Source organism: Raineyella fluvialis (assembly GCF_009646095.1).
GTDB classification, from domain to species: domain Bacteria; phylum Actinomycetota; class Actinomycetes; order Propionibacteriales; family Propionibacteriaceae; genus Raineyella; species Raineyella fluvialis.
In genome coordinates this window covers 3,370,663-3,396,862 of sequence record NZ_CP045725.1, presented here as the reverse complement: position 1 = coordinate 3,396,862, position 26,200 = coordinate 3,370,663, and the positions used below count along the sequence as shown (strand labels likewise).

At 69.7% G+C, this 26,200-nt stretch carries 23 protein-coding genes and 3 pseudogenes; 17 read left to right on the top strand and 9 right to left on the bottom strand.

All coding sequences use genetic code 11. The features are described from left to right. Positions 1–25 precede the first annotated feature (25 nt). Positions 26–1,144, top strand: a complete 1,119-nt coding sequence (locus tag Rai3103_RS15630) for a D-alanine--D-alanine ligase family protein (RefSeq protein ID WP_153573348.1) — start codon at positions 26–28, stop codon at positions 1,142–1,144. Between the two features lie 63 nt (positions 1,145–1,207). Here Rai3103_RS15630 and Rai3103_RS15625 read toward each other — a convergent pair whose 3' ends face one another. Next, positions 1,208–1,699, bottom strand: a complete 492-nt coding sequence (locus Rai3103_RS15625) for a DUF3515 domain-containing protein (protein ID WP_228488986.1) — start codon at positions 1,697–1,699, stop codon at positions 1,208–1,210. Beyond that, positions 1,696–1,971: an Lrp/AsnC family transcriptional regulator gene (locus tag Rai3103_RS15620; protein ID WP_153573347.1), complete on the bottom strand. Its 276-nt coding sequence runs from the start codon at positions 1,969–1,971 to the stop codon at positions 1,696–1,698. The genes Rai3103_RS15625 and Rai3103_RS15620 overlap by 4 nt, the downstream gene beginning before the upstream one ends. Before the next feature lie 84 nt (positions 1,972–2,055). Here Rai3103_RS15620 and Rai3103_RS15615 point away from each other — a divergent pair, with 84 nt between their 5' ends. The 11 genes and pseudogenes from Rai3103_RS15615 to rny all read left to right on the top strand — a co-directional run bounded on the left by Rai3103_RS15615 (position 2,056) and on the right by rny (position 14,295). Next, a complete protein-coding gene (locus Rai3103_RS15615; RefSeq protein WP_153573346.1) occupies positions 2,056–3,090 on the top strand; it encodes a thiamine-phosphate kinase in 1,035 nt (344 codons plus the stop codon). Next, positions 3,074–3,985, top strand: coding sequence for a bifunctional hydroxymethylpyrimidine kinase/phosphomethylpyrimidine kinase (gene thiD / locus Rai3103_RS15610; protein WP_153573345.1), 912 nt, complete (start codon positions 3,074–3,076; stop codon positions 3,983–3,985). The genes Rai3103_RS15615 and thiD overlap by 17 nt, the downstream gene beginning before the upstream one ends. A 418-nt stretch (positions 3,986–4,403) precedes the next feature. Continuing rightward, the gene (locus tag Rai3103_RS15605) at positions 4,404–6,752 is read left to right on the top strand and encodes a DNA translocase FtsK (RefSeq protein WP_228489360.1); all 2,349 of its coding nucleotides are present in this window, start codon (positions 4,404–4,406) and stop codon (positions 6,750–6,752) included. A 96-nt stretch (positions 6,753–6,848) separates the two neighbouring features. Then, a pseudogene (gene rimO, locus Rai3103_RS15600) lies at positions 6,849–8,290 on the top strand (30S ribosomal protein S12 methylthiotransferase RimO). Further along, on the top strand, positions 8,290–8,901 hold the full coding sequence (pgsA, locus tag Rai3103_RS15595; protein WP_153573343.1) for a CDP-diacylglycerol--glycerol-3-phosphate 3-phosphatidyltransferase: 612 nt from the start codon (positions 8,290–8,292) through the stop codon (positions 8,899–8,901). Before rimO ends, pgsA begins: the two are co-directional and overlap by 1 nt. A gap of 133 nt (positions 8,902–9,034) precedes the next feature. Further along, positions 9,035–9,453: pseudogene (locus Rai3103_RS15590) on the top strand (CinA family protein). Between the two features lie 53 nt (positions 9,454–9,506). After that, a complete protein-coding gene (locus Rai3103_RS15585; protein ID WP_153573342.1) occupies positions 9,507–9,821 on the top strand; it encodes a helix-turn-helix domain-containing protein in 315 nt (104 codons plus the stop codon). A 45-nt stretch (positions 9,822–9,866) separates the two neighbouring features. Next, entirely contained in the window at positions 9,867–10,061 is a 195-nt protein-coding gene (locus Rai3103_RS15580; RefSeq protein ID WP_153573341.1) for a DUF3046 domain-containing protein, read from the top strand. A gap of 556 nt (positions 10,062–10,617) precedes the next feature. Next, positions 10,618–11,682: a recombinase RecA gene (gene recA / locus Rai3103_RS15575; RefSeq protein ID WP_153573340.1), complete on the top strand. Its 1,065-nt coding sequence runs from the start codon at positions 10,618–10,620 to the stop codon at positions 11,680–11,682. Between the two features lie 193 nt (positions 11,683–11,875). After that, positions 11,876–12,352: a regulatory protein RecX gene (locus Rai3103_RS15570; RefSeq protein WP_239022362.1), complete on the top strand. Its 477-nt coding sequence runs from the start codon at positions 11,876–11,878 to the stop codon at positions 12,350–12,352. A gap of 164 nt (positions 12,353–12,516) precedes the next feature. After that, positions 12,517–14,295, top strand: coding sequence for a ribonuclease Y (rny, locus tag Rai3103_RS15565; RefSeq protein WP_153573338.1), 1,779 nt, complete (start codon positions 12,517–12,519; stop codon positions 14,293–14,295). Positions 14,296–14,389: 94 nt separating this feature from the next. Here the strand turns inward: rny and Rai3103_RS15560 are convergent, their stop codons facing one another. From Rai3103_RS15560 to Rai3103_RS15545, 5 genes are all read right to left on the bottom strand, one after another. Then, positions 14,390–15,298 carry an amino acid ABC transporter permease gene (locus Rai3103_RS15560; RefSeq protein WP_153573337.1) on the bottom strand — a complete coding sequence of 303 codons (909 nt, stop codon included), beginning with the start codon at positions 15,296–15,298 and terminating at the stop codon, positions 14,390–14,392. Beyond that, a complete protein-coding gene (locus Rai3103_RS15555; RefSeq protein WP_153573336.1) occupies positions 15,295–15,978 on the bottom strand; it encodes an amino acid ABC transporter permease in 684 nt (227 codons plus the stop codon). The genes Rai3103_RS15560 and Rai3103_RS15555 overlap by 4 nt, the downstream gene beginning before the upstream one ends. A 124-nt stretch (positions 15,979–16,102) precedes the next feature. Then, on the bottom strand, positions 16,103–16,696 hold the full coding sequence (locus tag Rai3103_RS15550; protein ID WP_228488985.1) for a glutamate ABC transporter substrate-binding protein: 594 nt from the start codon (positions 16,694–16,696) through the stop codon (positions 16,103–16,105). Further along, complete coding sequence (locus Rai3103_RS18040) at positions 16,660–16,950, bottom strand: type 2 periplasmic-binding domain-containing protein (RefSeq protein WP_228488984.1); 291 nt, start codon at positions 16,948–16,950, stop codon at positions 16,660–16,662. The genes Rai3103_RS15550 and Rai3103_RS18040 overlap by 37 nt, the downstream gene beginning before the upstream one ends. A 90-nt stretch (positions 16,951–17,040) precedes the next feature. Next, positions 17,041–17,826, bottom strand: a complete 786-nt coding sequence (locus Rai3103_RS15545) for an amino acid ABC transporter ATP-binding protein (RefSeq protein WP_153573335.1) — start codon at positions 17,824–17,826, stop codon at positions 17,041–17,043. 179 nt (positions 17,827–18,005) lie between these two features. Between Rai3103_RS15545 and miaB the strand changes: the two genes are divergently transcribed. Continuing rightward, entirely contained in the window at positions 18,006–19,595 is a 1,590-nt protein-coding gene (miaB, locus tag Rai3103_RS15540; RefSeq protein ID WP_153573334.1) for a tRNA (N6-isopentenyl adenosine(37)-C2)-methylthiotransferase MiaB, read from the top strand. On the opposite strand, the gene Rai3103_RS15535 is transcribed toward miaB, so the two are convergent. Then, a complete protein-coding gene (locus Rai3103_RS15535) occupies positions 19,535–19,720 on the bottom strand; it encodes a hypothetical protein (protein WP_153573333.1) in 186 nt (61 codons plus the stop codon). The genes miaB and Rai3103_RS15535 overlap by 61 nt on opposite strands. Before the next feature lie 236 nt (positions 19,721–19,956). On the opposite strand from Rai3103_RS15535, the gene miaA reads away from it, so the two are divergent. The 3 genes and pseudogenes from miaA to hflX all read left to right on the top strand — a co-directional run bounded on the left by miaA (position 19,957) and on the right by hflX (position 23,540). Then, positions 19,957–20,916 (top strand): tRNA (adenosine(37)-N6)-dimethylallyltransferase MiaA, encoded by a 960-nt coding sequence (miaA, locus tag Rai3103_RS15530; RefSeq protein ID WP_153573332.1) that lies wholly within the window; start codon positions 19,957–19,959, stop codon positions 20,914–20,916. A 22-nt stretch (positions 20,917–20,938) separates the two neighbouring features. Beyond that, positions 20,939–21,817 carry a diaminopimelate epimerase gene (gene dapF / locus Rai3103_RS15525; RefSeq protein WP_153573808.1) on the top strand — a complete coding sequence of 293 codons (879 nt, stop codon included), beginning with the start codon at positions 20,939–20,941 and terminating at the stop codon, positions 21,815–21,817. Between the two features lie 287 nt (positions 21,818–22,104). Next, positions 22,105–23,540: pseudogene (hflX, locus tag Rai3103_RS15520) on the top strand (GTPase HflX). Positions 23,541–23,607: 67 nt separating this feature from the next. Here the strand turns inward: hflX and Rai3103_RS15515 are convergent. Beyond that, positions 23,608–24,021: a nuclear transport factor 2 family protein gene (locus Rai3103_RS15515; RefSeq protein ID WP_153573331.1), complete on the bottom strand. Its 414-nt coding sequence runs from the start codon at positions 24,019–24,021 to the stop codon at positions 23,608–23,610. Between the two features lie 163 nt (positions 24,022–24,184). Here Rai3103_RS15515 and Rai3103_RS15510 point away from each other — a divergent pair, with 163 nt between their 5' ends. Beyond that, on the top strand, positions 24,185–26,197 hold the full coding sequence (locus Rai3103_RS15510; RefSeq protein WP_228489358.1) for an ATP-dependent DNA helicase: 2,013 nt from the start codon (positions 24,185–24,187) through the stop codon (positions 26,195–26,197). The last annotated feature ends 3 nt before the right edge of the window (positions 26,198–26,200 follow it).

The following is a 26,200-nucleotide window of genomic DNA, read 5'->3' as shown; positions in this document are numbered from 1 at the left end:
GCCCGTTGTCGTCCCAGGAGGTCCCATGACCACACCCGCTCGCCCGACCGTCGCCGTCGTCTTCGGTGGCAACAGCTCCGAGCACGGGGTGTCGTGCCTGACCGCCGCCGGAGTGCTGGCCGCGATCGATCAGGAACGCTACGACCTGGTGGCCGTGGGCATCACCCGTTCCGGCCGGTGGGTCCAGCTGGGGCTCGACGAGGTGGTGGCCTTGACGACCGTCGACGGCGTCCTGCCGGAGGTCCCCGAGGACCGGCCCGACGCCGTGCTGGCCCGGACGCCGGACGGCGCCCGGATCGCATCGATCGACGGCGACCGACTCGTCGATGTCCACGACATCGACCTGGCGTTCTCGCTGCTGCACGGACCGATGGGCGAGGACGGCACCATCCAGGGCCTCTTCGAGATGTACGGCATCCGCTACGTCGGCTCCGGGGTGACGGCCAGCGCGGTGGCCATGGACAAGATCCGGATGAAGCAGGTGATGGCCCTCAGCGCCCTGCCGATCGGCCCCTGGGTCGGGATCCGGCCGGCGGACTGGGCCGCCGATCCGGAAGCCTGCCTGGAGTCCATCTCGGCCCTGCGGTTCCCGGTCTACGTCAAGCCGGCCCGAGGCGGCTCCAGCGTCGGTATCACCAGGGTCGAGGATCCCGCCGGCCTGCGCGACGCGATCGCCGAGGCGCAGCGCTGGGATCCGCGGGTGATCGTCGAGGAGGGCGTCGTCCAGGCGCGCGAGATCGAGTGCGGCGTCCTCCAGGACCCGGCAGGCGGTCGGCCCCAGGCCTCCGTGGTGGCCGAGATCGAGATGCACAACGCCTCGGGCTTCTACGACTTCGACGCGAAGTACCTTCCCGAGGAGCAGGTCAGTCTGCACGTGCCCGCGGATCTCGATCCGGCCGTCGCGGCCGAGGTGCGCGAGGTGGCGATCCGCGTCTTCGAGGCGTTCGACTGTGAAGGCCTCGCCCGGGTCGACTGCTTCCTCACCCATGACAACACCGTTCTGGTGAACGAGCTCAACACGATGCCCGGCTTCACCCGGTTCTCGATGTTCCCGCAGGTCTGGGCGGCGGCCGGAGTGGCCTACCCCGACCTGATCGACCGGCTCATCGAACTGGCCCTGTGCCGGCCCGTCGGGCTGCGCTGATCGGCACCCGCTCCGGCGGGGGCCGGCCGTGCGCCGGTGCCGTTGTCCTCGGGTCCGGGTGCCTCACCCGGCGCAGGGGCGCAGCAGCGTGTCGTGACGCGACACGATGGGGGCAAGCTCGGCGAGGGCGTCCCCAGAGTTGCCGTAGGCGTTCGGCACCCCCACCTGCACGTAGACGGCTCGGCCGACGGTGGTGAAGATCGTCCCGGTCGTGCCGTCCTGGGACCACCAGCCGACTCCGTTGACCTCGAGGCATGGGCTGGTCGCGGTCAGTCCCGCCGGCTTGGGCCCGCCGCAGGCCAGGGTGATCGGCGGGTCGCCCCAGGCAACGGCCAGGGATCCGGTCGTCGCCCGGCGCGGCGACCCGAGCAGGGTCGCCGGTGCGTCGGCGACAAGGGCCGAGCAGGTCGTCCGGGTCGCGTCGTCGACCTGCGGGTCGGGCAACTGCACCGGGGCGCTGCACCCGCCGAGGACGAGTACCGCCGCGAGCGCGGACAGGACGAGGCCGGCTCGTCGGCCGCACGTCCGACGCGGGGAGGTGTCGAGACGGTTCACTCCGCCATGACCGGGCAGGTGACGGTCCGGGTGATCCCGTCGACCTCCTGGATCGCGCGGATCAGCCGCCCCAGGGCCATCATGTCCCCTGCGTGGGCCCGCACGATCACGTCGTACGGCCCGGTCACGCCGTCGGCATGGGTGACACCGTCGATGCTGCGGATGGCGGCGGTCACCTCCTCGCTGCGACCCACCTCGGTCTGCACCAGGACGTACGCCTCCACCGGCAGGGCTTCAGCATCCGTGGGCTCCAGCTGTGTGGTGCCGACCATGGCCTCCCCTTTTCTCGGTACTCGGGGCTCAGCCCCGTGGGGGCTCACGCTACCGTGTCGAGGACACCGACCACGAGGAGTCCGATGAATCCGACCGCCAGCTCCGGGCGCAGTCCCTGGCCCTATCCGGGCCCCCGACCGGGGGACGACGATCCCGCCGGCGGTGGACAGACCATCGCCGACGTCGGCGAGTTCGAGCTGATCGACCTTGTCACCAAGGGCCTGACCGAGAACGACCAGGTGGAGCTGGGGCCGGGTGACGACGCCGCGATCGTCCGCACCCGCGACGGCAGGACCCTGTGCAGCGTCGACATCCTGATCGAGGGGGTCCACTTCCGACGGGACTGGTCCTCCGCGATGGACATCGGACGCAAGGCGGTAGCGGTCAACGTGTCGGACATCGAGGCCATGGGGGCGCGACCGATCGGCATCGTGATGGGCTTCTCCGCACCCGGTGACCTGTCCCTGACCTGGGTGCGTTACTTCATCCAGGGGGTCCGCGAGGAGTGCGACCGTGCCGGCGTGTCGCTGATCGGTGGCGACATCACCAAGGCCCGCGACATCACCATCTCCGTCACCATCCTGGGTGACGTGGGCCCGGAGGGTCCCGTGCTCCGGTCCGGCGCGCGGCCCGGGGACCTCGTCGCCCTGAAGGGACGCGTCGGGTGGGCGGCCGCCGGCCTCGCCGCCCTGAGCCGCGGCTTCCGGACGCCCAAGGCGGTCGTCGAGGCCCAGCAGGTGCCGCAGCCGCCGTACGGTGCGGGCCTTGAGGCTGCCCGAGCCGGGGCGACCGCGATGATCGACGTGTCCGACGGGCTGCTGGGCGACCTGGGCCACATTGCGCAGCGGTCGCACGTCACGATCGACGTGCACCGCTCGGCCCTCGGCATGCCCGAACCGATCCGCGCGGTCGGGCAGGCCACCGGCATCGACCCGTACGTGTACCTGCTCACCGGCGGCGAGGACCACGCCCTGGCCGCGACCTTCCCCCCGGGGGCGCTGCCGGAGGGCTGGACGGTGATCGGTACGGTCGGGGAATCATCGACTCCAGGATCCTGGGCCGTCACGGTGGACGGCAGGCCATGGGAAGGACGGCAGGGCTATGACCACTTCCACTGACGACCTCACGGCGTCCCCCGACGCACCACGGGCGCTGCCCACGGCGCGCGTGCTCACTATCGCGGGCACCGACTCCGGTGGGGGAGCGGGGGTCCCCGCCGATCTGAAGGCGATGATGGCACTGGGTACGCACGGGATGTGCGTCGTCACCGCCGTCACCGCGCAGAACTCCGTCGGTGTCCAGGGGGCCTGGCCGCTGCCGCTCGACGCGATCCGGGCGCAGTTCCGCAGCGTCGTCGACGACATCGGCGTCGACGCCCTCAAGACCGGCATGCTCGCCTCCGCCGAGATCGTCAGCACCGTCGCGGAACTGGTCGTCACCGTCCCGCCCCGTGCGGACGGCACCCGTGTCCCGCTGGTGGTCGATCCGGTCGCTCTGTCGAAGCACGGTGACCCGCTGCTGGCGGCCGAGGCGGTCGCCACGCTGCGCTCGGACCTGGTCCCGCTGGCCACCGTCCTCACCCCGAACATTCCCGAGGCGGCGCTGCTGGCCGGGATGTCGGCGACCACTCCGCCCACGATGCTCGCCGGGGCGCTGCTCGAGCTCGGGGCCGAGTGGGTGCTCATCAAGGGGGGTCACAAGGAGGGCGACGCAGACGACCTGCTGGTCTCCTACACCGGCGAGCGGCATGTGTTCCGGGCTCCGCGCGCCGACAACACTCACACGCACGGCACCGGCTGCACGATGGCCTCGCTGATCGCCGCCGGGCTCGGCCAAGGGCTCACGGCGCCGCAGGCGGTCGGCCTGGCGAAGCGGTTCATGATCGGTGCGATCCCGGCCGGCTACGCGCTGGGACAGGGCATCGGTCCGGTCGACCCGCTGTGGCACCTGCGCCCAGCACTCGCCGAGGGCGGCTGGACGCCGGGCCTGCGGTTGCGCGTCGCTGAGGGCTGACCCCGTCGGCAGCCTGTCGCTCGCGTGACGTCCGGATGTCCCGGCGTCCCGGCGTCCCGGCTCTCGGCGTGTGCGCCCGGGAGCCGTTGCCTCCATGGCCTAGTGTCGGAAGCATGGCGACACGCGCGACTTCCCCTGCGCGTCCTTCCGACGGGCGGACCACTCAGGCCCGTTCGGGTGGAGCACGCTCCGGGGGATCCAGGGGATCTTCGGCGAGCAACCGCGGCAAGGGTGGCTCGTCGTCCTCGCGCCCGCCGCAGCAGCGCGCCTCGGGTGGGCGGCGGACTCCGCCCCCGAAGCCGCGCAATCCGCTGGTGGTCCTCTGGGACGGGATCGCCGGGCTGGTGGCGGCGGGGGTCCGGTCGATCGGCACCACTGCACGCGACGTCCCCCGGACCTACGACGTGACGGGGTCGGCCTGGCACTGATCGGCGCCACCATCGTGCTGGCGGCGGAGTTCTGGTGGGGCCTGCCCGAACCGACCGGGAAGTGGCTCGAGTTCGCGGTGACGTCGGTGATCGGGATGGCCGCGTACGCCTCGCCGTTGCTCACCGGCACGATGGCCTGGCGGACCATCCGCCACCCCCAGACCACCGGGCCGGCCGGTCGGCAGGTGGTCGGGTGGCTCACGGCAGCGCTGGGCCTGCTCGGGCTGGTCAGCGTCGCCCATGGCCTGCCACGACCCGCCGACCCGGTCGCCCTGCGTGAAGCCGGGGGCGTTCTCGGATTCGTGTCGTCCAGCGTGCTCACCGACCTGATGACGGTCTGGGTGTCGGTGCCGCTGATGGTGTTGCTGACGGTCTACGGGGTGGTCCTGATCGTCGGCGTCCCGCTCCGGGAGATCCCTGCGCTGGTCCACCAGGCGCGGGGCGGCCTGCCGCACGCGTCCGAACGTCCGGAGTACGGCGTCGACGAGCAGGCGTACGACACGCCGCTGGTGGGTGGGCACCGTCGTGGCCGGTCGGTCCGTCAGGCCGACCCGGACGCACCGGCCGAGGACGAGATGACGCGGGACACGCTTCCGCGCGCGCGGAAGCGTCGCGGCGCCTCCGATGAGGACAGCGTCGTGATCGCCCGCGCGCCCAGGACCCGGGAACGCCAGGACTTCACCGACATCGACCCGATGGCCTTCGACGACGGCCTCGATGCCGAGCCCCTGCCGCGCTGGAAGGGCCCGGCCACGGCCGTCGAGGCTGCGAAGACCGGCCCGGTCACCGCGGGCCTGGCGCCCAGGGTGACCGTCAATCCGCCGGCCGAGACGCCGGACGATTCGCCGCTGCCGCAGCGCGTGGAACAGGTCGGCGACGTCGAGTACCGCCTGCCGGAGATGGCCGTGCTCAAGGCGGGTACCCCGCCCCAGCCGCGGACGCCGGCGAACGACGAGGTGGTGAACCGGCTGACCGAGGTGTTCGACGAGTTCGACATCGACGCCCGCGTGACCGGCTACACCCGCGGCCCGACAGTCACCCGCTACGAGATCGAGCTCGGTCCCGGGGTGAAGGTCGAGAAGGTCCTCAACGTCTCCAAGAACATCGCCTACGCCGTCGCCAGCGCTGACGTACGGATCCTGTCGCCGATCCCCGGCAAGTCGGCCATCGGCGTGGAGATCCCGAACAAGGACAAGGAGATCGTCTCCCTCGGTGACGTGTTGCGGTCCACCAAGGCACGCAACGACCACGAGCCGATGACCGTCGGCCTGGGCAAGGACGTCGAGGGTGGCTACGTGTTGGCCAACATGGCCAAGATGCCGCACCTGCTGGTGGCCGGCGCGACCGGCTCGGGCAAGTCGTCCTTCGTCAACTCGATGATCACCTCGATCCTCGTCCGGTCCACTCCGGAGGAGGTGCGGATGATCCTGGTGGATCCCAAGCGGGTCGAGCTGACCGCCTATGAGGGCATCCCGCACCTCGTCACGCCGATCATCACGTCGCCGAAGAAGGCGGCTGAGGCGCTGCAGTGGGTGGTCCGTGAGATGGACCAGCGCTACGACGATCTCGCGGAGTTCGGCTTCAAGCACGTGAAGGACTTCAACAAGGCGGTGCGGGCCGGCCAGGTGCAGCCGCCCGCCGGGTCGGAACGCGAGGTCCGCCCGTACCCGTACCTGCTGGTGATCGTCGACGAGTTGGCCGACCTGATGATGGTGGCGCCGCGGGACGTGGAGGACTCCATCGTCCGGATCACCCAGCTGGCCCGGGCCGCCGGCATCCACCTGGTGCTGGCGACCCAGCGCCCGTCGACCGACGTCGTCACCGGCCTGATCAAGGCCAATGTGCCGTCCCGGCTGGCCTTCGCCACCTCGTCCATGACGGACTCGCGAGTCATCCTCGACCAGCCCGGCGCCGAGAAGCTCGTCGGTCAGGGCGACGGTCTGTTCCTGCCGATGGGAGCCTCCAAGCCCGTGCGTGTCCAGGGCTCCTGGGTCACCGAGAAGGAGATCCGCGACGTCGTCGACATCGTCAAGGACCAGTTGAAGCCGCAGTACCGCGAGGACGTGGTGGCACCGGCCGCCTCCAAGAAGGTCGCGGAGGACATCGGTGACGACATGGAACTGGTGCTCGAAGCGGCCCAGCTGGTGGTGAACCTGCAGCTCGGGTCGACGTCGATGCTGCAGCGCAAGCTGCGGGTCGGCTTCGCCAAGGCGGGACGGTTGATGGACATCCTGGAGACCCGCGGCATCGTCGGCCCCTCCGAGGGCTCCAAGCCTCGCGACGTGATGGTGAAGCCGGACGACCTCGACGAGGTGCTGGAGAATCTGCAGCAGGGCTGAGTGGGTCGCGGCCTCGGTCGCCTCGTCGGGTGGCCGGCCTCGGGCGTTTCGTAGGGGATACTGGACGGCATCATGAGTGGTGAATCATCAGACCTGCTGTCCGTGCACCTGGTCTCCTTGGGCTGTGCACGCAATGACGTCGACTCCGAGGAGCTCGCCGGCCGGCTGGCCGCGGGGGCTTCCGCCTCGTCGATGACGCCGACGGCGCCGACGCCGTCCTGGTGAACACCTGCGGGTTCATCACCCAGGCGAAGCAGGAGTCCGTCGACGTCCTCCTCGAGGCCGCCGACCTCAAAGCCGAGGGCCGTACGCAGGCCGTCGTCGCCGTCGGCTGTATGGCCGAGCGCTACGGTGCCGAACTCGCCGCGGAACTGCCCGAGACCGACGTCCTGGGTTTCGACGACTACGACAACATCGCCGCCCGTCTGCAGGGGATCCTGCACGGGGTCCATCCCACACCCCACGTCCCCCGCGACCGTCGCGAACTGCTGCCGATCACGCCGGTGGAGCGCCGTGCGGCCGCGGCCACCGTCGCGGTGCCGGGCGTCACCCACCTGGCGGACGCCGCCGTGACCGGCCCGGCGAGTGGGCCACGCTCGTTCCGCCGCCGCCTGTCCGGAGGCCCCTCGGCACCGCTCAAGATCGCCTCCGGCTGCGATCGACGGTGTGCCTTCTGCGCCATCCCCTCGTTCCGGGGCTCGTACGTGTCCCGAACGGTCGCCGAGGTTGTCGAGGAGGCGCGCTGGCTGGCCACCCAGGGGGTCCGTGAGGCCTTCCTCGTCTCGGAGAACACCTCGTCGTACGGCAAGGACCTCGGCGGGGGGCAGGACCTGACCACGCTGCTGCGTGGTCTGTGTGAGGTCGAGGACCTGCCCTGGATCCGGGTGAGCTATCTCCAGCCCGCCGAGATCCGGCCCGGACTGATCGAGACGATCGCTGGCCTCGACCGCGTGGTCGACTACTTCGACCTCTCCTTCCAGCACGCGGCACCCGACGTGCTGCGCCGGATGCGCCGCTTCGGTGATCCGGAGGCCTTCCTCGACCTGGTCGACCGGGTCAGGTCCGTCGCGCCGCAGGCGGGTATCCGGGCCAACGTCATCGCGGGCTTCCCCGGCGAGACCGAGCATGACGTCGAACTGCTGGCCGACTTCCTGCGCGCCGCGCGTCTCGATGTCTGCGGCGTCTTCGCCTACTCCGACGAGGAGGGCACGGAGGGCGTCCGTCTCGACGGGCACCTGCCCGAGGACGAGATCGAGGACCGCCGCGCGATGCTGGCGGACCTGGTGATGGAGGTGATGGAGGACCGTGCCGCCGACCGGATCGGCGAGGAGGTGACGGTCCTGCTCGAGGAGCGTGACGACGAGGACGGCGCCTGGATCGGCCGAGCGGCCCACCAGGGTCCCGAGGTCGACGGGGTCACCACCCTGGACCTCTCCGCGTCGCCCGACCGACGCTTCGCTGTCGGAGACCTCGTTCGCGCCCGGGTCAGCGATGCCGAGGGCATCGACCTGGTCGCCGTTCCGCTGGAGGCTTACTGATGAGCACCCCGTCCACCGGCGAGCCGTCCCCCTGGAACGTGCCGAACGCCCTCACCGTCCTGCGCATCCTGCTAGTGCCGCTGTTCGGCTGGATGTTGTTGTCCCACCCGGACGCCGCGGGGTGGCGATGGATGACCACCGGGGTGTTCGTCGTGGCCATGGCGACCGACTTCGTCGACGGGCACCTGGCCCGTTCCCGCAATCTGATCACCAGCTTCGGCAAGCTGATGGACCCGATCGCCGACAAGGCGCTCACCGGCATGGCCTTCATCGGTCTGAGCGTCATCGGAGAGCTGTGGTGGTGGGTGACGATCGTCATCCTGCTGCGCGAATGGGGCATCACCGTGATGCGCTTCTTCATCCTCAAGTACGGCGTCATGGCGGCGAACCGCGGCGGGAAGGCCAAGACCATGACCCAGTCGGCGGCGCTCGTGCTCTACCTGCTGCCGCTCCCGGCCGCCGGGCTGTCGATCGGTGGCGCGATGGAGATCGTGTCCTGGATCCTGATGGCCGCGGCCTTCGTGCTCACGGTGCTGACCGGTCTGGACTACCTGCGTGAGGCGGCGCGGATGCGCGCCTCCTACCTCGCCGCCCACCCCGGGACGCGATGATCCTCCCGGAGATCCCGCCCGTCGCCCGTGCTCACCGCTCCGGCACCACGGCGTCGCGAGGCGCCGCACCGAGCGAGGAGTCGTACGCACTGGCCGCCGGCCTCCTGTCCCGGCTCGAGGGGGCGGTGCGACCCTGGCCACCTGCGAGTCGCTCACCGGTGGCCTGCTGGGGGCAACCCTGACCTCGGTCCCGGGAGCCTCGGCCGTCTACCGGGGCGGTCTCATCACCTACGCGACCGATCTGAAGCATCGCCTCGCGGGCGTCGACGCCGCTGAACTGGCCCGTGACGGCGCGGTGGCCTCCGGCACCGCCGTCGCGATGGCCGAGGGGCCCGGCGGGCCTGCCAGGCCGACTGGGCCGTCGCCGTCACCGGAGTGGCGGGCCCGGATGGCCAGGAGGGCCATCCCGCGGGCACGGTCTTCGTCGCCGTGGCCCACGGCTCGGGGACGTCGGTGCGGGAGTACCGCTTCGACGGTGATCGCCACGGGGTCCGGAGACGCACCGTGGAAGCCGCTCTGCGCCAGGTGGCCGCGGCGTACGACGCGCGCTGAATCCCCGTGCGAGTCAGGCTGGGCGGGGCTGGGCGGCCGGGTAAGCTGACGCCATGGCCCCTGTCACCGACATCACCCGGCCCGCGTTGATGCGCGAGCACCTCGGCGCCTCGTTGCGCTCGGAGCGTGTGGAGCAGGGAAAGACGCTTCGTGAGGTGTCCCGCCGGGCCGGGGTGAGCCTCGGATACCTCTCCGAGGTGGAGCGCGGCCAGAAGGAAGCCTCCAGCGAACTCCTCGCCGCCATCTGCGGCGCCCTCGACGTCCCCATGTCGCACGTGATCGGAGACGTCGCCGAACGGATGGCCGTGACCGAACGGACCGTCCGGCCGCTGCCGTTGAGGCCGCACGCCACCGCGGCCGCCGCCTGATTTCACTGCAGCTGGACCCATCGCGGTGCCCGGTACTGTGTCCGGGTGCGTGAGACGGAGTTGTGGCGCAGGCTCGAGCAGCAACTCGGGTCGGGATACGCCAGGGTGTGGGCCGAGCAACAGGTGATGGCTGCCCTCGGGAGTCGTACGGTGGTCGAGGCTCTGGCCGCTGGTGTCCCGCCGAAGACCGTCTGGCGGGCGTGCTGGGAGGCCCTCGAGTTGCCGCTCAAGGAGCGTTGACGCGCCCGAGACCCGACACACCGCGAAATGTGCGCAGGATCGAACACATGTTCGGTAAGTTGTCCACCGGGATGAGCGCACAGGGGCCGCTCATCCACAGCACGGACAGGCTGTGCGGCGTTGTCAGTGGTCTTGCCTAGTGTTGTCGACGATGACGATGACGGCGACGAACACTGCACAACACGACGACCCCGACCAGCGTGACGGGGGAGTATCCGAACAAGTGACGACAGGATCCACTGCACCAGCGAGAAAGACAGCACCCGGGAGAACGAACCGCAACCCAGCGGCGCGGCAGAAGGCCGCGCGGCCACGACCAGTACCCGAGTCGACGGCACCCGAGTCGACTTCATCACCCCTGAAGGTGGCAGCAGCCGCCGCCGAGGGAGCACCAGTCGCAGGCAGGACGGCTGCGAGCAGGTCAACCACCATCGCCGGGAGCGGTGACGGTGGGAATCGACGACAGCGAGGCTCCGGTGCGAAACGCCCGGGAGCCGACCTCCCCGCCAGACGGGGGATGAAAGCCCCGGCGACGGGGAGACGAAAGGGCGAGCAGATGGCAGTCAACAACCGCGAGCAGGCGTTGAACGCCGCGCTCGGCCAGATCGAGAAGCAGTACGGCAAGGGATCGGTGATGCGCCTGGGTGACCGCACCCACGCGAACATCGCAGTGATCCCCACCGGGTCGGTGGCCCTGGACATCGCGCTCGGTGTCGGCGGGCTCCCGCGGGGGCGCGTCGTCGAGATCTACGGACCGGAGTCGTCCGGCAAGACGACGGTCGCCCTGCACGCGGTCGCGCAGGCCCAGAAGCAGGGTGGCATCTGCGCCTTCATCGATGCGGAGCACGCCCTCGATCCCGAGTACGCCAAGAAGCTCGGCGTCGACACGGACGCCCTGCTGGTCAGCCAGCCGGACAACGGCGAGCAGGCACTGGAGATCGCGGACATGCTCGTCAGGTCCGGGGCACTGGCGCTGATCGTCATCGACTCCGTGGCGGCGCTGACCCCGCGCGCGGAGATCGAGGGCGAGATGGGCGATTCGCACGTCGGTCTGCAGGCCCGGCTGATGAGCCAGGCGCTGCGGAAGATGACCGGTGCGCTCAGCAGCGCCGGCACCACGGCTATCTTCATCAATCAGTTGCGCGAGAAGATCGGCGTCATGTTCGGCAACCCGGAGACCACCACCGGAGGCCGGGCCCTGAAGTTCTATGCCTCCGTACGTCTCGACGTTCGACGCATCGAGACGTTGAAGGACGGCACGGAGATGGTCGGCAACCGCACCCGCGTCAAGGTCGTGAAGAACAAGGTGGCGCCCCCGTTCAAGCAGGCCGAGTTCGACATCATCTACGGCGAGGGCATCAGTCGCGAGGGATCGCTGATCGACATGGGTGTGGAGACCGGCCTGGTCCGGAAGGCGGGGGCCTGGTTCACCTACGACAGCGACCAGCTCGGGCAGGGCAAGGAGAACGCCCGCAACTTCCTGAAGACCCACCCCGAGGTCGCCACCGAACTGGAGACCAAGATCAAGGCCAAGGTGGGGATCGGCGTCGCCAAGGACGCCGACGAGGGCACCGATGCCGAGGAGGACATCGACCCGGAGACCGGTGAGGTGAAGTTCTGAGCACGGCAGGACGGCGCGGTCCGGGTCCGGATGAGGACCCGGACCCGGAGGCGGACCCGTACGAGATCGCCCGCGAGATCGTGCTGCGCCGGCTCACCGTGCGGGCACACTCCCGGGGGAGCTGGAGCAGGCCCTGGCCAAGCGCAACACCGACCCCGCGGTGGCCCGAGCGGTCCTCGACAGGCTGACCGACGTGGGACTTGTCGATGACCGGGGCTTCGCGGAGGCGTGGGTCGCCTCCCGGCAGGACCACAAGCACCTGTCCCGGCTGGCCCTGCGGGAGGAACTGGTGAAGAAGCGGGTGGACCGCTGGATCATCGACGAGGTGCTCAGCGCCGTCGACACCGAGCAGGAGTACGCCGCGGCCTCCGCATTGGCCACGCGCAAGGCACGGTCGATGACGGGGCTCGCCCCGGAGGTCCGCCGACGGCGCCTCGCGGGGGCCCTCGCCCGGCGGGGATTCTCCGGCAGCGTGACATCGCGGGTCCTGTCCGACCTCGACCTCGAGGGGCGGACGCTGACCTCGATGCCTGGTCTTCGGGCCCGGGCGATGACCTCCCGGATGCCTGAGGCGCAGTGTGACCATGCCCCGACACGACCGGGCATGCGCTCTGGTTCAAGCGGCGTTTGCGGCGTCTCAGTAAGATGCCCGGTGAGGGTAGTGCAGTGATCCTTCACTTACAGGTGATGAACAAGCGGGGTCGGACGACCCCACGCACGATAGAGATGGTCAGCAGGGTGGCCGGCATCGCAGGATGTCCGGCCATTCGGTGCACCACGCTGTAGCGCCCTCCCAACCTGCACGTACGCGTGTCGAAAGGGAGTGCTTGAGATATGAATTCCACGGTCGGGTTCCTGGTCGTCGGGGCCCTTCTGGTCGTCGTCCTGATCGCCATCGGGGTCCTCGCTGTCATCCTGTTGCGCCGATCCCGTTCCGCGGGCCCGGAGGGTCCTACCCCGGCCCAGCTCGAGGAGCTGGCGCGACTGCGGGCGGAGGCCCAGGACGAGATCGACCAGCTCCGCTCGCGTGCCGCGGAGGAAGCCCATGACGTACGGGCCGAAGGCCTGGCGGAGGCGGAGGCTGCCAGGGCCGAGGCGGCGCGGGTGCGTGCCGAGGTGGACGCCTACCAACGCAGTGTCCGGGAAGAGGCCGACGGCTACGACCGATCGTTGCGGGCCAGCGTGGACGAGTTGCGACAGAAGGCCCAGGCGGCTCTGCTGCAGGCCGAGGAGGCCCAGCTCGAGGGGGATCGGCTCCGCAGTGAGGCCGCGTCGTTCTCCCAGTCGCAGCATGACGAGATCCGCGAGATCCGGTTGAGCCAGGAGCGTCGTGAGCACCGGCTGACCGAACGCGAGGAGCGCCTGGACCGGGACGGTGCGGAACTCGAGCGTCGCCGCAGCGAGGCCGAGGAACTGCGTGAGGTCCTGCGCGTCCGCGAGGAGGCACTGGCGGCCGCCGAGGCGGAGCAACGCGCGGCGATGGAGCGGATCGCTGGGCTCAGCGCTGACCAGGCGCGGGAGGAGGTGCTGGCCGTCGCCCGCCAGGAGTCCAAACGACAGGCGGCGATCGTCGCTCGCGACATCGAGTCCGAGGCCCGTCGGCAGGCGGAGGTGAAGGCCCAGTCCGTGATCGTCGAGGCGATCCAGCGGCTGGCCCCCGAGCAGACAGCCGAGTCCGTCGTCTCAACGGTCGACCTCCCCGGCGACGAGATGAAGGGCCGCATCATCGGTCGTGAAGGCCGCAACATCCGCTCGTTCGAGCAGATCACCGGGGTGAACGTCCTGATCGATGACACCCCGGAGACCGTCCTGCTGTCGTGCTTCGACCCGGTTCGCCGGGAGACTGCCAGGCTCGCGCTGACCGAGCTCATCTCCGACGGCCGGATTCACCCGGCCCGGATCGAGCAGGTCTACGAGCGGTCCCAGCGCCGCATCGCGGATCGCTGTCAGCAGGCGGCTGAGGACGCGCTGATGGAGGTCGGCATCCACGACCTGCACCCGGAGCTGGTGACGTTGATGGGCCGGCTGCGCTACCGGACGTCGTACGGCCAGAACGTCCTCAAGCACCTGGTCGAGTGCGCCAACATCGCCGGCGTGATGGCCGCTGAGCTCAAGTTGGACGTCGCGAGCTGCAAGCGCGGGGCGTTCCTGCACGACATCGGCAAGGCGCTGACCCACGAGGTCCAGGGCCCTCATGCCGTCATCGGGGCCGATCTCGCGCGCAAGTACGGCGAGTCCGAGGATGTCGTCCACGCCATCGAGGCGCATCACAACGATGTCGAACCGCACACCGTGGAGGCCGTCCTCACCCAGGCCTGCGACGCGATGAGCGGCGGCAGGCCAGGCGCCCGGCGGGAGTCGCTGGAGTCGTACGTGCAGCGTCTTGAACGGCTCGAGGCACTCGCTGCCGCCCACGAGGGGGTGGCCAAGGTCTTCGCCATGCAGGCCGGGCGGGAGGTCCGGGTGATGGTGGAGCCCGGCGCCGTGGACGACATCGGTGCCCAGGTGCTAGCGCGCGACATCGCCAAGCAGGTCGAGGAGGAACTCACCTACCCCGGTCAGATCCGGGTCACCGTGGTGCGCGAGTCCCGGGCCACCGAGGTCGCCCACTGACGGGCCCTGGACACTCGTCCGCTCGACCTGACAGGGGCTCCGCACCGAAAGTGCGGAGCCCCTGTCAGGTCATCAGCTTCAGTCGGGGACGACCTCACTCCTTGAGGGGGACCTCGTTGTGGGCGTGGTCCTCCATGTTGAGCGCCTCGAGCTGCACCGGCCGTCCGGCCTGGCGGGAGCGGGAACGCCCCTCGAGGTAGCCGGCGAGACGGGTGAGGGAGTAGTTGATGATGATGAACAGCACCGCCGCGATGATGAAGGCAGCGATCGAGTTCGACCAGCGGCTCGCCAGGGTCTGGGAGGACCGCAGCAGCTCGGGGTAGCTGATGATGTAGCCGAGGGCGGAGTCCTTGACGATGACGACCAGCTGGGAGACGAGCGCCGGAAGCATCGCGGTGATGGCCTGCGGCAGCAGGATCAGCCGGCGGGTCTGACCGATGTTGAGGCCGATCCCCAGTCCGGCCTCGGTCTGGCCGCGCGGCAGGCTGTTGACCCCCGAGCGCAGCAGCTCGGCGATCACTGCGGAGTTGTAGAACGTCAGCCCGGCGACGACCGCCACAAGCGGCTTGAGCTCCACCATCGGTCCCGGGAAGAGGCGGGAGATGAACGGCGCGAAGATCGTCAGGAAGTAGACGAACAGCATCATCATCAGCACCGGGACGGCGCGGAAGAACTCGATGACCACCGTGCACAGCCACGACACCAACGCGTTGAACGACATCCGGCCGAGGGCCAGGGCGAGGCCGAGCAGCGAGGCGGTGACGACCGAGATGGCCGCCGCCTCCAGGGTGTTGATGATGCCGGGGACAAGGTAGGAGACCCAGGTGTCGGAGCGGAGGAACGGCGACCACTTGGCGCCGACGAGCTGGACGCGCAGGCCATACGTGAGGCCGGCCAACAGGGCCAGGACCAGCAGCGCGCCGCCGAGTCCGATGATCCGGTTACGGACGATCCCGCGCGGGCCGGGGGCGTCGAAGAGGACGGTGGCGCCACGCGTACTCATCGCTGCACCTGCCACTTCGTCGAGGCCCAGGAGAAGAACAGGCCGGCCGGCAGGGTGAGGATGACGAAACCAAGCGCCATCAGGAAGAAGATCGCGTAGAGGAACTGCGGACTGAACTCGATCATGTTCTTCATCAGGTAGGAGGCTTCGGCGACGCCGGCGGCCGAGACCACCGTGGTGTTCTTCGTCAGGGCGATGAAGGTGTTGCCCAGCGGCGTGATCGCCGCTCGCAACGCCTGAGGGAGCACCACCTGGGCCAGCGACTGGCCGAACGTCAGGCCGATCGCCCTGGCTGCCTCGGCCTGACCCTGTGGCACCGTGTTGATTCCCGACCGGATGCCTTCGGCGACGAACGTCGCGTGGTACACGGACAGGCCGACCACCGCCCAAGTGAACAGTTGGGCCTTGGGGTCGACGGAGTCGGGCAGCAGATGCAGGTTCATGAAGAGATACAGCCCGAGCACGCAGAACGTGATGATCAGCGTCAAGGGCGTGTTGCGGATGATGTTGACATAGCCGGCTCCGAAGGCCCGCAACGACGGGACGGGGGACACCCGCATGATCGCGATGATGGTGCCGATCACAAGCGCACCGAGCGCCGAGACCAGGGTAAGCCTGATCGTCATCCAGAACGCCGAGAACACGTTGTACTGCGTCAGCAGGTCGACCAGACCTTGCACGGCGACTCACCTCCTGGGTCAAGGGGGTCCCGGAGGGCGCCGGGTCGCACGGGGTGGACGGGTCCCGCGGCGTGGGTGGGTCGACCTCGGGTGCGAGCCACCCACGCCGCGGTCACCGGCCGGATCAGGCGGTGCCGGGCTTCGGCGGGTTCAGATCCTTGTTCGGCGTGTAGCCGGAGGCGCCGACGTTGGCGTCCACGAACTTCTGCCAGGAGCCGTCGCTGATCATCTTGGTGAGGGCGTCGTTGACCTTCTTCTGCAGCTCGGTGTCACCCTTCTTCAGGCCCACTCCGTAGCGCTCCTGGGTGAACGGGTGCCCGACCACCTTGAGCTTGCCCTTGTACTGGTCCTGCGCGGCGTAGCCGGCGAGGATGATGTCGTCCGTGGTCATCGCGTCCATGGAGCCGGCGGCGACCGCCTCGGCACACTTGGAGTAGGTGTCCACCTCCTGGAGCTGGGTCTGCGGAACCTTGTCCTTGATCTGCTTGGCCGAGGTCGAGCCGACGACCGAGCAGAGCTTCTTGCCCGCGAGGTCGTTGGGACCGTTGATGTCGTTACGGTCCGCCTTGACCAGGATGTCCTGGCCGGCGATGAAGTAGGGACCGGCGAAGTCGACCTTCTGCTTGCGGGCATCGGTGATCGAGTAAGTGGCGAAGACCAGTTGCACCTGACCGGACTGGATCAGCGTCTCGCGCTGGGCGGAGGGGCCTCCATCCACTTGATCTGGTTGGGCTGGTAGCCCAGCTCCTTGGCGACGTAGGTCGCGACGTCGACGTCGAAACCCTTGTACTGGTTGCCGACCTGCTGGCCCAGACCGGGCTGGTCGTACTTGATGCCGATGGTGATGTTTCCGGAGGCGCCTCCGCTGGAACTTCCGCTGGACGAGCCGCCGGAGCCGCCCGCCACACAGGCGGACAAGGCGAGGCTCATGACAGCGGCACCGACGGCGAGGCCGATCCTGCGATGCTGCATCACGCGTTCCTTTCGGTTGTGCCGGGTGTTGTCACCCGGCGCGGGTGCGTACGGGCGTACGCGGGGGTGCGGTCGTGTCGTCCGGGAGGCTCAGTGGGGCAGGATCTTCGACAGGAAGTCGCGGGCCCGGTCACTCTTCGGGGCAGTGAAGAACGTCTTGGGGTCGCCCTCTTCGACGATCTGCCCCTCGGACATGAAGACCACCCGGTTCGCCGCCTTGCGGGCGAAGCCCATCTCGTGGGTGACGACGATCATCGTCATGCCCTGGCCGGCGAGGTTGATCATCACGTCGAGCACCTCCTGGACCATTTCGGGGTCCAGGGCTGAGGTCGGCTCGTCGAACAGCATCACCTTCGGGTTCATCGCCAGAGCCCGGGCGATGGCGACGCGTTGCTGTTGGCCACCGGAGAGCTGGGCGGGGTACTTCTTCGCCTGGTCGGCGACCCCGACGCGCTTCAGCAGCTTCATGGCCTGGGTTTCGGCGTCGGCCTTGCCCGCCTTGCGTACCTTGATCGGGCCGAGCGTCACGTTCTCGAGGATGCTTCGGTGCGCGAACAGGTTGAACGACTGGAACACCATGCCCACCTCGGCGCGCAGCTGGGCCAGTTCCTTCCCCTCGGAGGGCAGCTGCTTGCCGTCGACGGCGATGCTGCCGGAATCGATCGTCTCCAGCCGGTTGATCGTCCGGATCAGCGTCGACTTCCCCGAGCCCGAGGGGCCCAGGACGACGACCACCTCACCCTTGGCCACCGACAGGTTGATGTCACGCAGGACGTGCAGCTCGCCGAAGTGCTTGTTCACGTCCTTCAGGACAACGACCGGTTCACCGATCCCGGGGGTCAGCGGCCCGGTGCCCTCGGGCTTGATTGATGTCATGACGGCACGATATGGCCCCCGGGGCCGATTGGACAGCGTTTCACACGCCCATCACCACCGATCGTTGCCTGGCCGTCACATGACCGGGTGAGGTGAACGGCCCCACACGTCAACGGAAGTGTCAGGCGTGCCTGCGCGTGATGTGGTAAAGGAGGCCGCTCCTGTACAGTGGGGCCGCCATGACTGAGACTTCCACCACCGCCGATCGTCCCGCCGTCACTGGGCCGGCCCGGCCCCGTACGTACGAGGTGCGCACGTACGGCTGCCAGATGAACGTGCACGATTCCGAGCGGATCGCCGGTCTGCTCGACGAGGCGGGGTACGTGCCCGCCGACGAGGGGCAGGACGCGGACGTGGTGGTGTTCAACACCTGCGCCGTGCGGGAGAACGCCGACAACAAGCTCTACGGCAACCTCGGCCACATCGCGTCCGTCAAGGCGGAGCGGCCCGGCATGCAGGTGGCCGTCGGCGGCTGCATGGCGCAGAAGGACCGGGACACCATCGTGGCGCGTGCCCCCTGGGTCGACGCGGTGTTCGGCACCAACAACCTGGGCTCGCTGCCGGTGCTGCTGGAGCGGGCCCGGCTGCGGCAGGAGGCGCAGGTCGAGATCAAGGAGGCCCTGGAGACCTTCCCGTCCGACCTGCCGACGCATCGCGACTCCGCCTACTCCGCCTGGGTCTCGATCAGCGTCGGCTGCAACAACACCTGCACCTTCTGCATCGTCCCGTCGCTGCGGGGCAAGGAGACGGACCGGCGCCCCGGCGACGTGCTGCGCGAGATCCGTACGCTCGTGGAGCAGGGCGTCCAGGAGGTCACCCTGCTCGGTCAGAACGTCAATGCCTACGGCACCGGATGGTTCGGAAAGGACCGGCCGGGGGACCTGGGCCCGCACGGCGACCGGCAGGCCTTCGCCTCGCTGCTGAGGGCGTGCGGGGAGATCGACGGGCTCGAGCGGGTCCGTTTCACCAGTCCGCACCCCAAGGACTTCACCGACGACGTCATCGCGGCGATGGCCGAGACCCCCAACGTGATGCCACAGCTGCACATGCCGCTCCAGTCGGGGTCGGACGAGGTGCTGCGACGGATGCGCCGGTCCTACCGCTCCGACCGCTTCCTCGGCATCCTCGAACGGGTCCGCGCGGCGATGCCGCACGCGGCCATCACCACCGACATCATCGTCGGCTTCCCGGGGGAGACCGAGGAGGATTTCGAGCAGACGCTGGAGGTGGTCCGGCGGGCCCGGTTCAGCGCGGCGTTCACGTTCCTCTACTCCATCCGGCCGGGAACGCCGGCGGCGACGATGCCCGACCAGGTGTCCGATACGGTCAAGCATGCCCGCTACCAGCGACTGGTCGACCTGGTGAACGAGATCGCCTGGGAGGAGAACAAGCAGCTCGTCGGGGAAAGTGTCGAGGTGATGTTCGCAGACGGTGAGGGCAAGAAGGACGCTGACACCAACCGGATGTCGGGCCGGGCACGGGACAATCGACTGGTCCACGTCGCCGTCCCCGACGACCCGGCCCTGCGCCCGCGCCCGGGCGACATCGCCGAGACCGTCATCACCTATGCGGCGCCGCACCATCTGAACGCCGATGCGGGGATCAGGAACCTGCGCCGCACCCGCGGCGGCGACGCCTGGGAGCTGCGTCGTCGCGCTGCGGGTGCGGCGGTCGGCGGGGTATCTGTCGGAGGCGGCCTGTCGGAGGATCAGAACGGGTCGGTGCGACCGACCAGCGTCCAGCTGGGGATGCCGGTGAGGCGGTCCTGAGCCTTCCGGGCTCTGATCTGGGGATCGACGTCCCGGCTCTGGAACCAGGTGCGGACGGAGTCGACCGCCAGTTCGAGACCGACGAGGGCGAGGAGGCTGGTGCCGATGATGTTCACGGGGTCCATGGCAGTGTCCTTTCGTGCACCGGACGTCTGGGTGGCGTCTCGGCCGAGGTCCGCAGGGCGGCGGCCGGCTGATCCGGGGGCCGAACTGTGGGGGCCTGACACCAGTAGATAGGCGGGCCCGACTGCGGGGAAGTGCTTTCACGGTGTCGTAACGGGCGGGCAGCACATCGTCACCGCGGCGTGATCGGCCGTCATCGGGCCGTAATCGCGGGCGCAAGGTGCGGCAGACTGGGGGCGTGCCTGCGTCCCCGCCCCCGCCCGTCATCGCCGTGATCGGTCCCACAGCCTCAGGCAAGACGGCGTTGGCGATCGCCCTGGCCCGGCGGTTGGCGGCCGTCGGAAGGCCTGCCGAGATCGTCAATGCCGACTCGATGCTGGTCTATCGGGGGATGGACATCGGTACCGCCAAGCCGACGCCCGAAGAGCGGGCGATGGTCCACCACCACCTGGTGGACATCTGGGACATCGACCGTACGGCCACGGTGGCCGACTTCCAGCGGCTCGCCCGGGAGGCGATCGCCGACTGCCGGGCGCGAGGGGTGCTGCCCCTGCTCGTCGGGGGCTCATCGCTCTACATCCGCGCGATCCTGGACGTGTTCGAGTTCCCCGGGACCGATCCCGGCGTCCGCGCCCGGCTCGAGGCGGAGCTGGCCGCCTCCGGGGCGGAGGCGATGTACGCCCGACTGCGTGACCTCGACGCCGGGGCCGCGGCCGGCATCGAGCCGAACAACGAGCGCCGTATCGTGCGCGCCCTCGAGGTCATCGAGCTCACCGGGCACTACACTTCCACGCTCCCGGAGCACCGCTACGCCCTGGACGGCGTGACCGAGATCGGTCTCTCCCTCGACCGCGACGTGCTCGACGCCCGGATCGCGCAGCGGGTGGAACGGATGTGGGCGGAGGGATTCGTCGACGAGGTGCGGCGTCTGGCCGCGCACGGTCTGCGGGAGGGACGTACGGCGTCCCGGGCCCTGGGGTACCGGCAGGTCCTCGATCTCCTCGACGGGGTGATCGACGAGCCCACGGCGAAGGAGCTGACGATCACCCGGACCCGCCGCTTCGCCCGCAAGCAACTGGGATGGTTCCGTCGCGACGACCGGATCCTCTGGGTCGACGCCACGCGACCGTCGGAGGAGCTCGCCGAGGCACTGCTCATGGGACCATTGCGGGGACTTCTCCTGCCGTCGGTCACCTGACGAGCGTGGAATGATGGTCGCCATGCGCGACATCACCTTCGCCAAGGGCCACGGCACCCGCAATGACTTCGTGGTCTTCACCGACCAGGCCGGCATGCTGGACCTCGAGCCGGTGGAGGTGCGTTTCCTCTGCGACCGTCGCGGTGGCGTCGGCGCCGACGGGCTCCTGCGCGCCGTCCGCGGCAAGCACATCGCGGAGTGGGAGGGTGACCCCGACGTCTGGTTCATGGACTACCGCAACGCCGACGGCTCGATCGCCGAGATGTGCGGCAACGGGGTGCGCGTGTTCGTCCGCTACCTCTACGAGTCTGGACTGGTGAACGAGCGCGAGGTGACCATCGGGACCCGTGCCGGCGCCCGCCACGCAGTGCTGCTGCCCGATGACCGCGTGCGGGTGGGGATGGGGCCGGTGCGCCTGCACGAAGGACTGCTCGGGCCGACCGTCCCGATCACCGTGCTCGATGGCGCCCTGGTGGAGCGCACCTGGGACGCCCAACCGGTGGACGTCGGCAACCCGCACGCCGTGGCCTTCACCGACGACATCGGTGTCCTCGACCTCACCCGCCAACCGCTGTGGCCGGCAGGGGAGTTCCCGCTGGGGGTGAACGCGGAGTTCGTCCGGGTCCACAACGAGGGCCACGTCGGGATGCGGGTGTACGAGCGGGGGGTCGGCGAGACGGAGTCGTGCGGCACCGGAACGGTGGCCGTGGCGGCTGCCAGCGCGGCGCGTCTCGGCCTGGAGATCGGCGCTGAGGAACGGCGGATACGGGTGGATGTCCCGGGCGGTGCGGTGGTCGTCGGCCTCAGCCGCCCGGAGTCCGACGGCCCTCTCATGGCCACCCTGACCGGTCCGGCCCAACTCGTCTTCCGGGGGAAGATCGTCATCCCCGACCTCGGCTGAGCGCCCGCGGTCGGCACCTGGCTGCGGCCGAGCCGTCGTCGGGGGATGGTGGCACCTCCTACACTGGGGTGATCGGATACCCAGGGAGGACCACCATCGCCATCACCCCGTCCGGACCCGCTCCGGAAGACCCACAGGACGGCTGCTGGCCCGCACGTGATCGTGCCGCCGCGATCCGGGCCCACCGGATCCACACCGACGAGGCCGCGTCGTCCGACGCGCCGGCCGTCGACCAGGACGACGACCAGGACGACTGGGACGACGAGGACGACGAGGACGGGCCCACCCTGCTGGGCGACGACGACTTCGTCCCGGCCGAGGGTGAGGATCCCGAAGCGTACGACGGCGACCAGCTCGAACTCGCCGAGCGTCTCTCGCTGCGCCGGGTCGCCGGCATCCGCACCGACCTGCAGGACATCACCGAGGTCGAGTACCGCCAGCTGCGACTCGAACGGGTCGTCCTGGTCAGCGTCTGGACCACTGGCAGCCAGGACGACGCCGACAACGCGATGGCAGAGCTCAAGCTGCTGGCGGAGACGGCCGGCTCGGAGGTCCTCGACGGCCTGATCCAGCGACGCAAGCAACCCGACCCCGCCACCTACATCGGCCGCGGCAAGGTCGTCGAGGTCCGCGAGGTCGTCCAGGCGACCGGGGCCGACACGGTGATCTGCGACGGCGAACTCTCCGCCTCCCAGCTCCGCAACCTGGAGGACGAGATCAAGGTCAAGGTCGTCGACCGTACGATCCTCATCCTCGACATCTTCGCCCAGCACGCCAAGAGCGCCGAGGGCAAGGCGCAGGTCGAACTCGCCCAACTGCAGTACCGCAAGCAGCGCCTGCGCGGGTGGGGCGGCAACCTCTCCCGTCAGGCCGGTGGCCAGGCCGCGGGCGGCGCGGGCATCGGTGGCCGCGGCCCCGGTGAGACGAAGATCGAGACGGATCGGCGCCGGATCAACACCCGGATTGCGATACTGCGTCGCAAGCTGCGCGACATGGACGTCACCCGCGAGACGAAGCGTGCCGAGCGGCACCGCCACCGGATCCCTTCGGTCGCCATCGTCGGCTACACGAACGCGGGGAAGTCCTCCCTGCTCAACCGGCTCACCGGCGCGGGGGTGCTGGTCGAGGACGCGCTCTTCGCGACCCTCGATCCCACCACGCGACGTGCTGAAGCGGCTGACGGGCGGATCTACACGTTGACCGACACCGTCGGTTTCGTCCGCCACCTGCCGACCGAACTGATCGAGTCCTTCCGGTCCACATTGGAGGAGTCGGCGCAGGCCGATCTGCTGGTGCACGTCGTCGACGGGGCCGATCCGGATCCCACCGGCCAGGTGGAGGCCGTGCGGCAGGTCCTCGCCGAGATCGAGGCGACGGACGTCCCCGAGCTCCTGGTCTTCAACAAGGCGGACCTGATCGATGCGACGACCAGGCTGGAACTGGCCTCCACCTTCCCGTCCGCGCTCTTCTGCTCGGCCCGGACCGGGGCAGGCGTGGACGAGGTCCGGGCGGCCGTCGAATCGGGGCTGCCCCGACCCGAGGTCGAGGTCCGGGCCCTGGTGCCGTACGCCCGGGGGACCTGCTGGACAAGGTGCACCAGCACGGGGAGTTCATCACCCAGGAATTCACCGCCGAGGGCACCAGGGTCGTCGCTCGCGTGCATCCGGACCTCGCGGGCGACTTCCAGCCCTACCTCGAGGACCCGACCACGCCTGCGCCGTGACCGGCGTGGTGGTCGACAGGCAAGCCTGAGGCCTCAGCGTCCCGGATCGTGCACCACCAGGGCACGTTCATCCCGGATCGTGCTCCCGCTCCGGGATGAACGTGCCCTGGTGGTGCACGATCCGCCAGCGCCGGCCGTAGCGGCGCCACAAGGACGTCCGATGTGCCCGACGATGACCGCTGATGGACACGCACGTCACGAGGACGAGGTCCGCGCCGACCCGGCGACCCTCGATGTCGCTGGCCCGCACGGAGCGTGCCGACGGGCCGGCGACCATGGCCTCGACCATCGCGGTCCGGTCCCAGAGACGACCGGAGGCCCCGACCTCTCGGAAATCCGGGGCCAGTAGTTGCTCGATCCGTGCGCGATCCGTCGCCGTCGCCGGTCGCAGCAGCTCGAGCTCGGCCTCGATGACCGCCCGGACGTCGGCGTCCTCCGGGCTGTCGCCCACCGGGTGCGGCGCGCTGCCCCTGTCGCTCATGGGCTCAGCGTACGGTCCGGACCGGCGGTGGATCGGGCGTGTCGGGGAGAGCGTCTACTGTTGTCAGGTGCCATCCCAGAAAGTGCCCACGGTGACCGCTGACGCCCTCCTCGAGGCGGCCGTCGGCGAGATCGGTGGCAGCCCGAGGCCTGGGCAGCAGCGGATGGCGCACGCTGTGGCCGACGCCCTGGCGGGCCGTGAGCACCTGCTGGTCCAGGCCGGCACCGGCACCGGCAAGTCCCTCGGTTATCTCGCTCCCGTCCTGGCCCATCTCGCGGCCCATCCCGACGACCGGGTGGTGATCGCGACCGCGACACTGGCGTTGCAGGCGCAGCTCGCCGACAGTGACATCCCGCACGCCCTGGCGGCGCTGGAGAACGTGGCCGGCAAGCGGGTACGGTCCGCCGTGCTCAAGGGGAGGTCGAACTACGCCTGTCTGCTGCGGGTCCGTGAGAACGGAGTGGCCGAGCAGCAGGGGCTGTTCGGTGGTGCGGAGGTGGTCGACCAGATCCGCGGCTCCGGGGCCGACGACGTCTCCGTGCTCGGGGCCGAGGTGCTCGCCCTGCGGGAGTGGGCGGAGGAGGAAGCGGAGCGGGACGGGCTCGCCGATCGTGATGTCGCCCCGACGCACACGGCCCGGGGCTGGGCCCAGGTCTCGATCTCGTCGCGGGAATGCCTCGGGGCGCAGCGCTGTCCGTTCGGGGCGGAGTGCTTCGTGGAGCGGTCCAGGGAGCGTGCCCGAGCCGCGGATCTGGTCGTGACGAACCATGCACTGCTGGCCATTGACGCCATGCAGGAGGGGTCGGTGCTCCCCGAGCACTCTGCCGTGGTGATCGACGAGGCCCACGAACTGGTTGCCCGGGTGACCGGTGCCGCCTCTGCCGAACTCAGTCCTCAGATCGTCGAGCGGGTGGCCAAGCGGGCGATGGCCTGGATGGATGACGACACCGCGTTGGACCTGATGGATGCCGGCGAGGCCCTCGGGACAGCGTTGGACAGCGCGCCACTCGCCCGGGTGGAGCCGGGGGATTCCGCTCTGACGACGGCTCTGGCCCAGGTCCGGGACCTCGCCCGCGACGGGGTGTCCCAGCTGGGCAAGGGAAAGGAGGGCCGGGAGGCCGACAACGAGCGGCGCCAGGCCCAGGCGACCCTCCAGGAAGTGTTCGAGGTCGCCGAGCGGATGGCCTCCCCGACCGAGGGTGACGTCGTCTGGGTGATCGACCGGGATCGATCGGGCCGGGAGCTGCGCGCGGCACCGTTGTCCGTGGCCGGGCTGATGCGTGGGTCGATCCTTTCCGGCCGGACCGTGATCTTCACCTCGGCGACGCTGAAGGTCGGGGGCGGCTTCACCAAAGTCGCCGGGTCCTTCGGCCTGCGGGCATCCGAGCAGGTGGAGGACACCGAGCAGAACGGGGACAAGGGTCCCTCCGCCGACGAGGTGATGGGAGAGGGCTTCACCGCGGCGATGGAGGGTGTCCTCCCCTGGCGAGCCTTCGACGTCGGATCGCCCTTCGACTACAGCCGGCAGGGGATCCTGTACCTGGCCCGCGACCTGCCCCGCCCGGGGCGCGAGGGGACCGACCCCGCGGTGTTGGCCGAGATCGCCCAGCTCGTCTGGGCCGCTGGCGGTCACACTCTCGGACTGTTCTCCTCCCAGCGGGCGGCGCAGGCTGCGGCCGAGTACGTCCGCCAGGAACTGCCGGCATTGGAGGTGCTGTTGCAGGGGGATGCCCATCTCGCCGAACTGACCCGGACGTTCGTGGCGGAGCCGGCGACCAGTCTTTTCGGGACGCTCTCCCTGTGGCAGGGGGTTGACGTGCCGGGGGACACCTGCCGCTTGGTCATCATCGACAAGATCCCCTTCCCGCGCCCGGACGAGCCGCTCATGCAAGCGCGCCAGCAGGAGGTCGAGCGCCACGGGGGCAACGGATTCATGTCGGTGGCCGCCACGCATGCGGCGCTGCTCCTCGCCCAAGGAGCCGGCCGGCTGATCCGCCGCACTACCGATCGGGGGATGGTCGCCGTCCTGGACCCTCGGATCGTCACTGCCCGCTACGGGAGCTTCCTGCGCGCGTCACTCCCGCCGATGTGGACCACGACCACGTCGGACGTCGCCGTGCAGGCGCTGCAGCGGCTGGCTGCCGAGGCGGACCGGACAACCGAACACGATGCCTGAGGG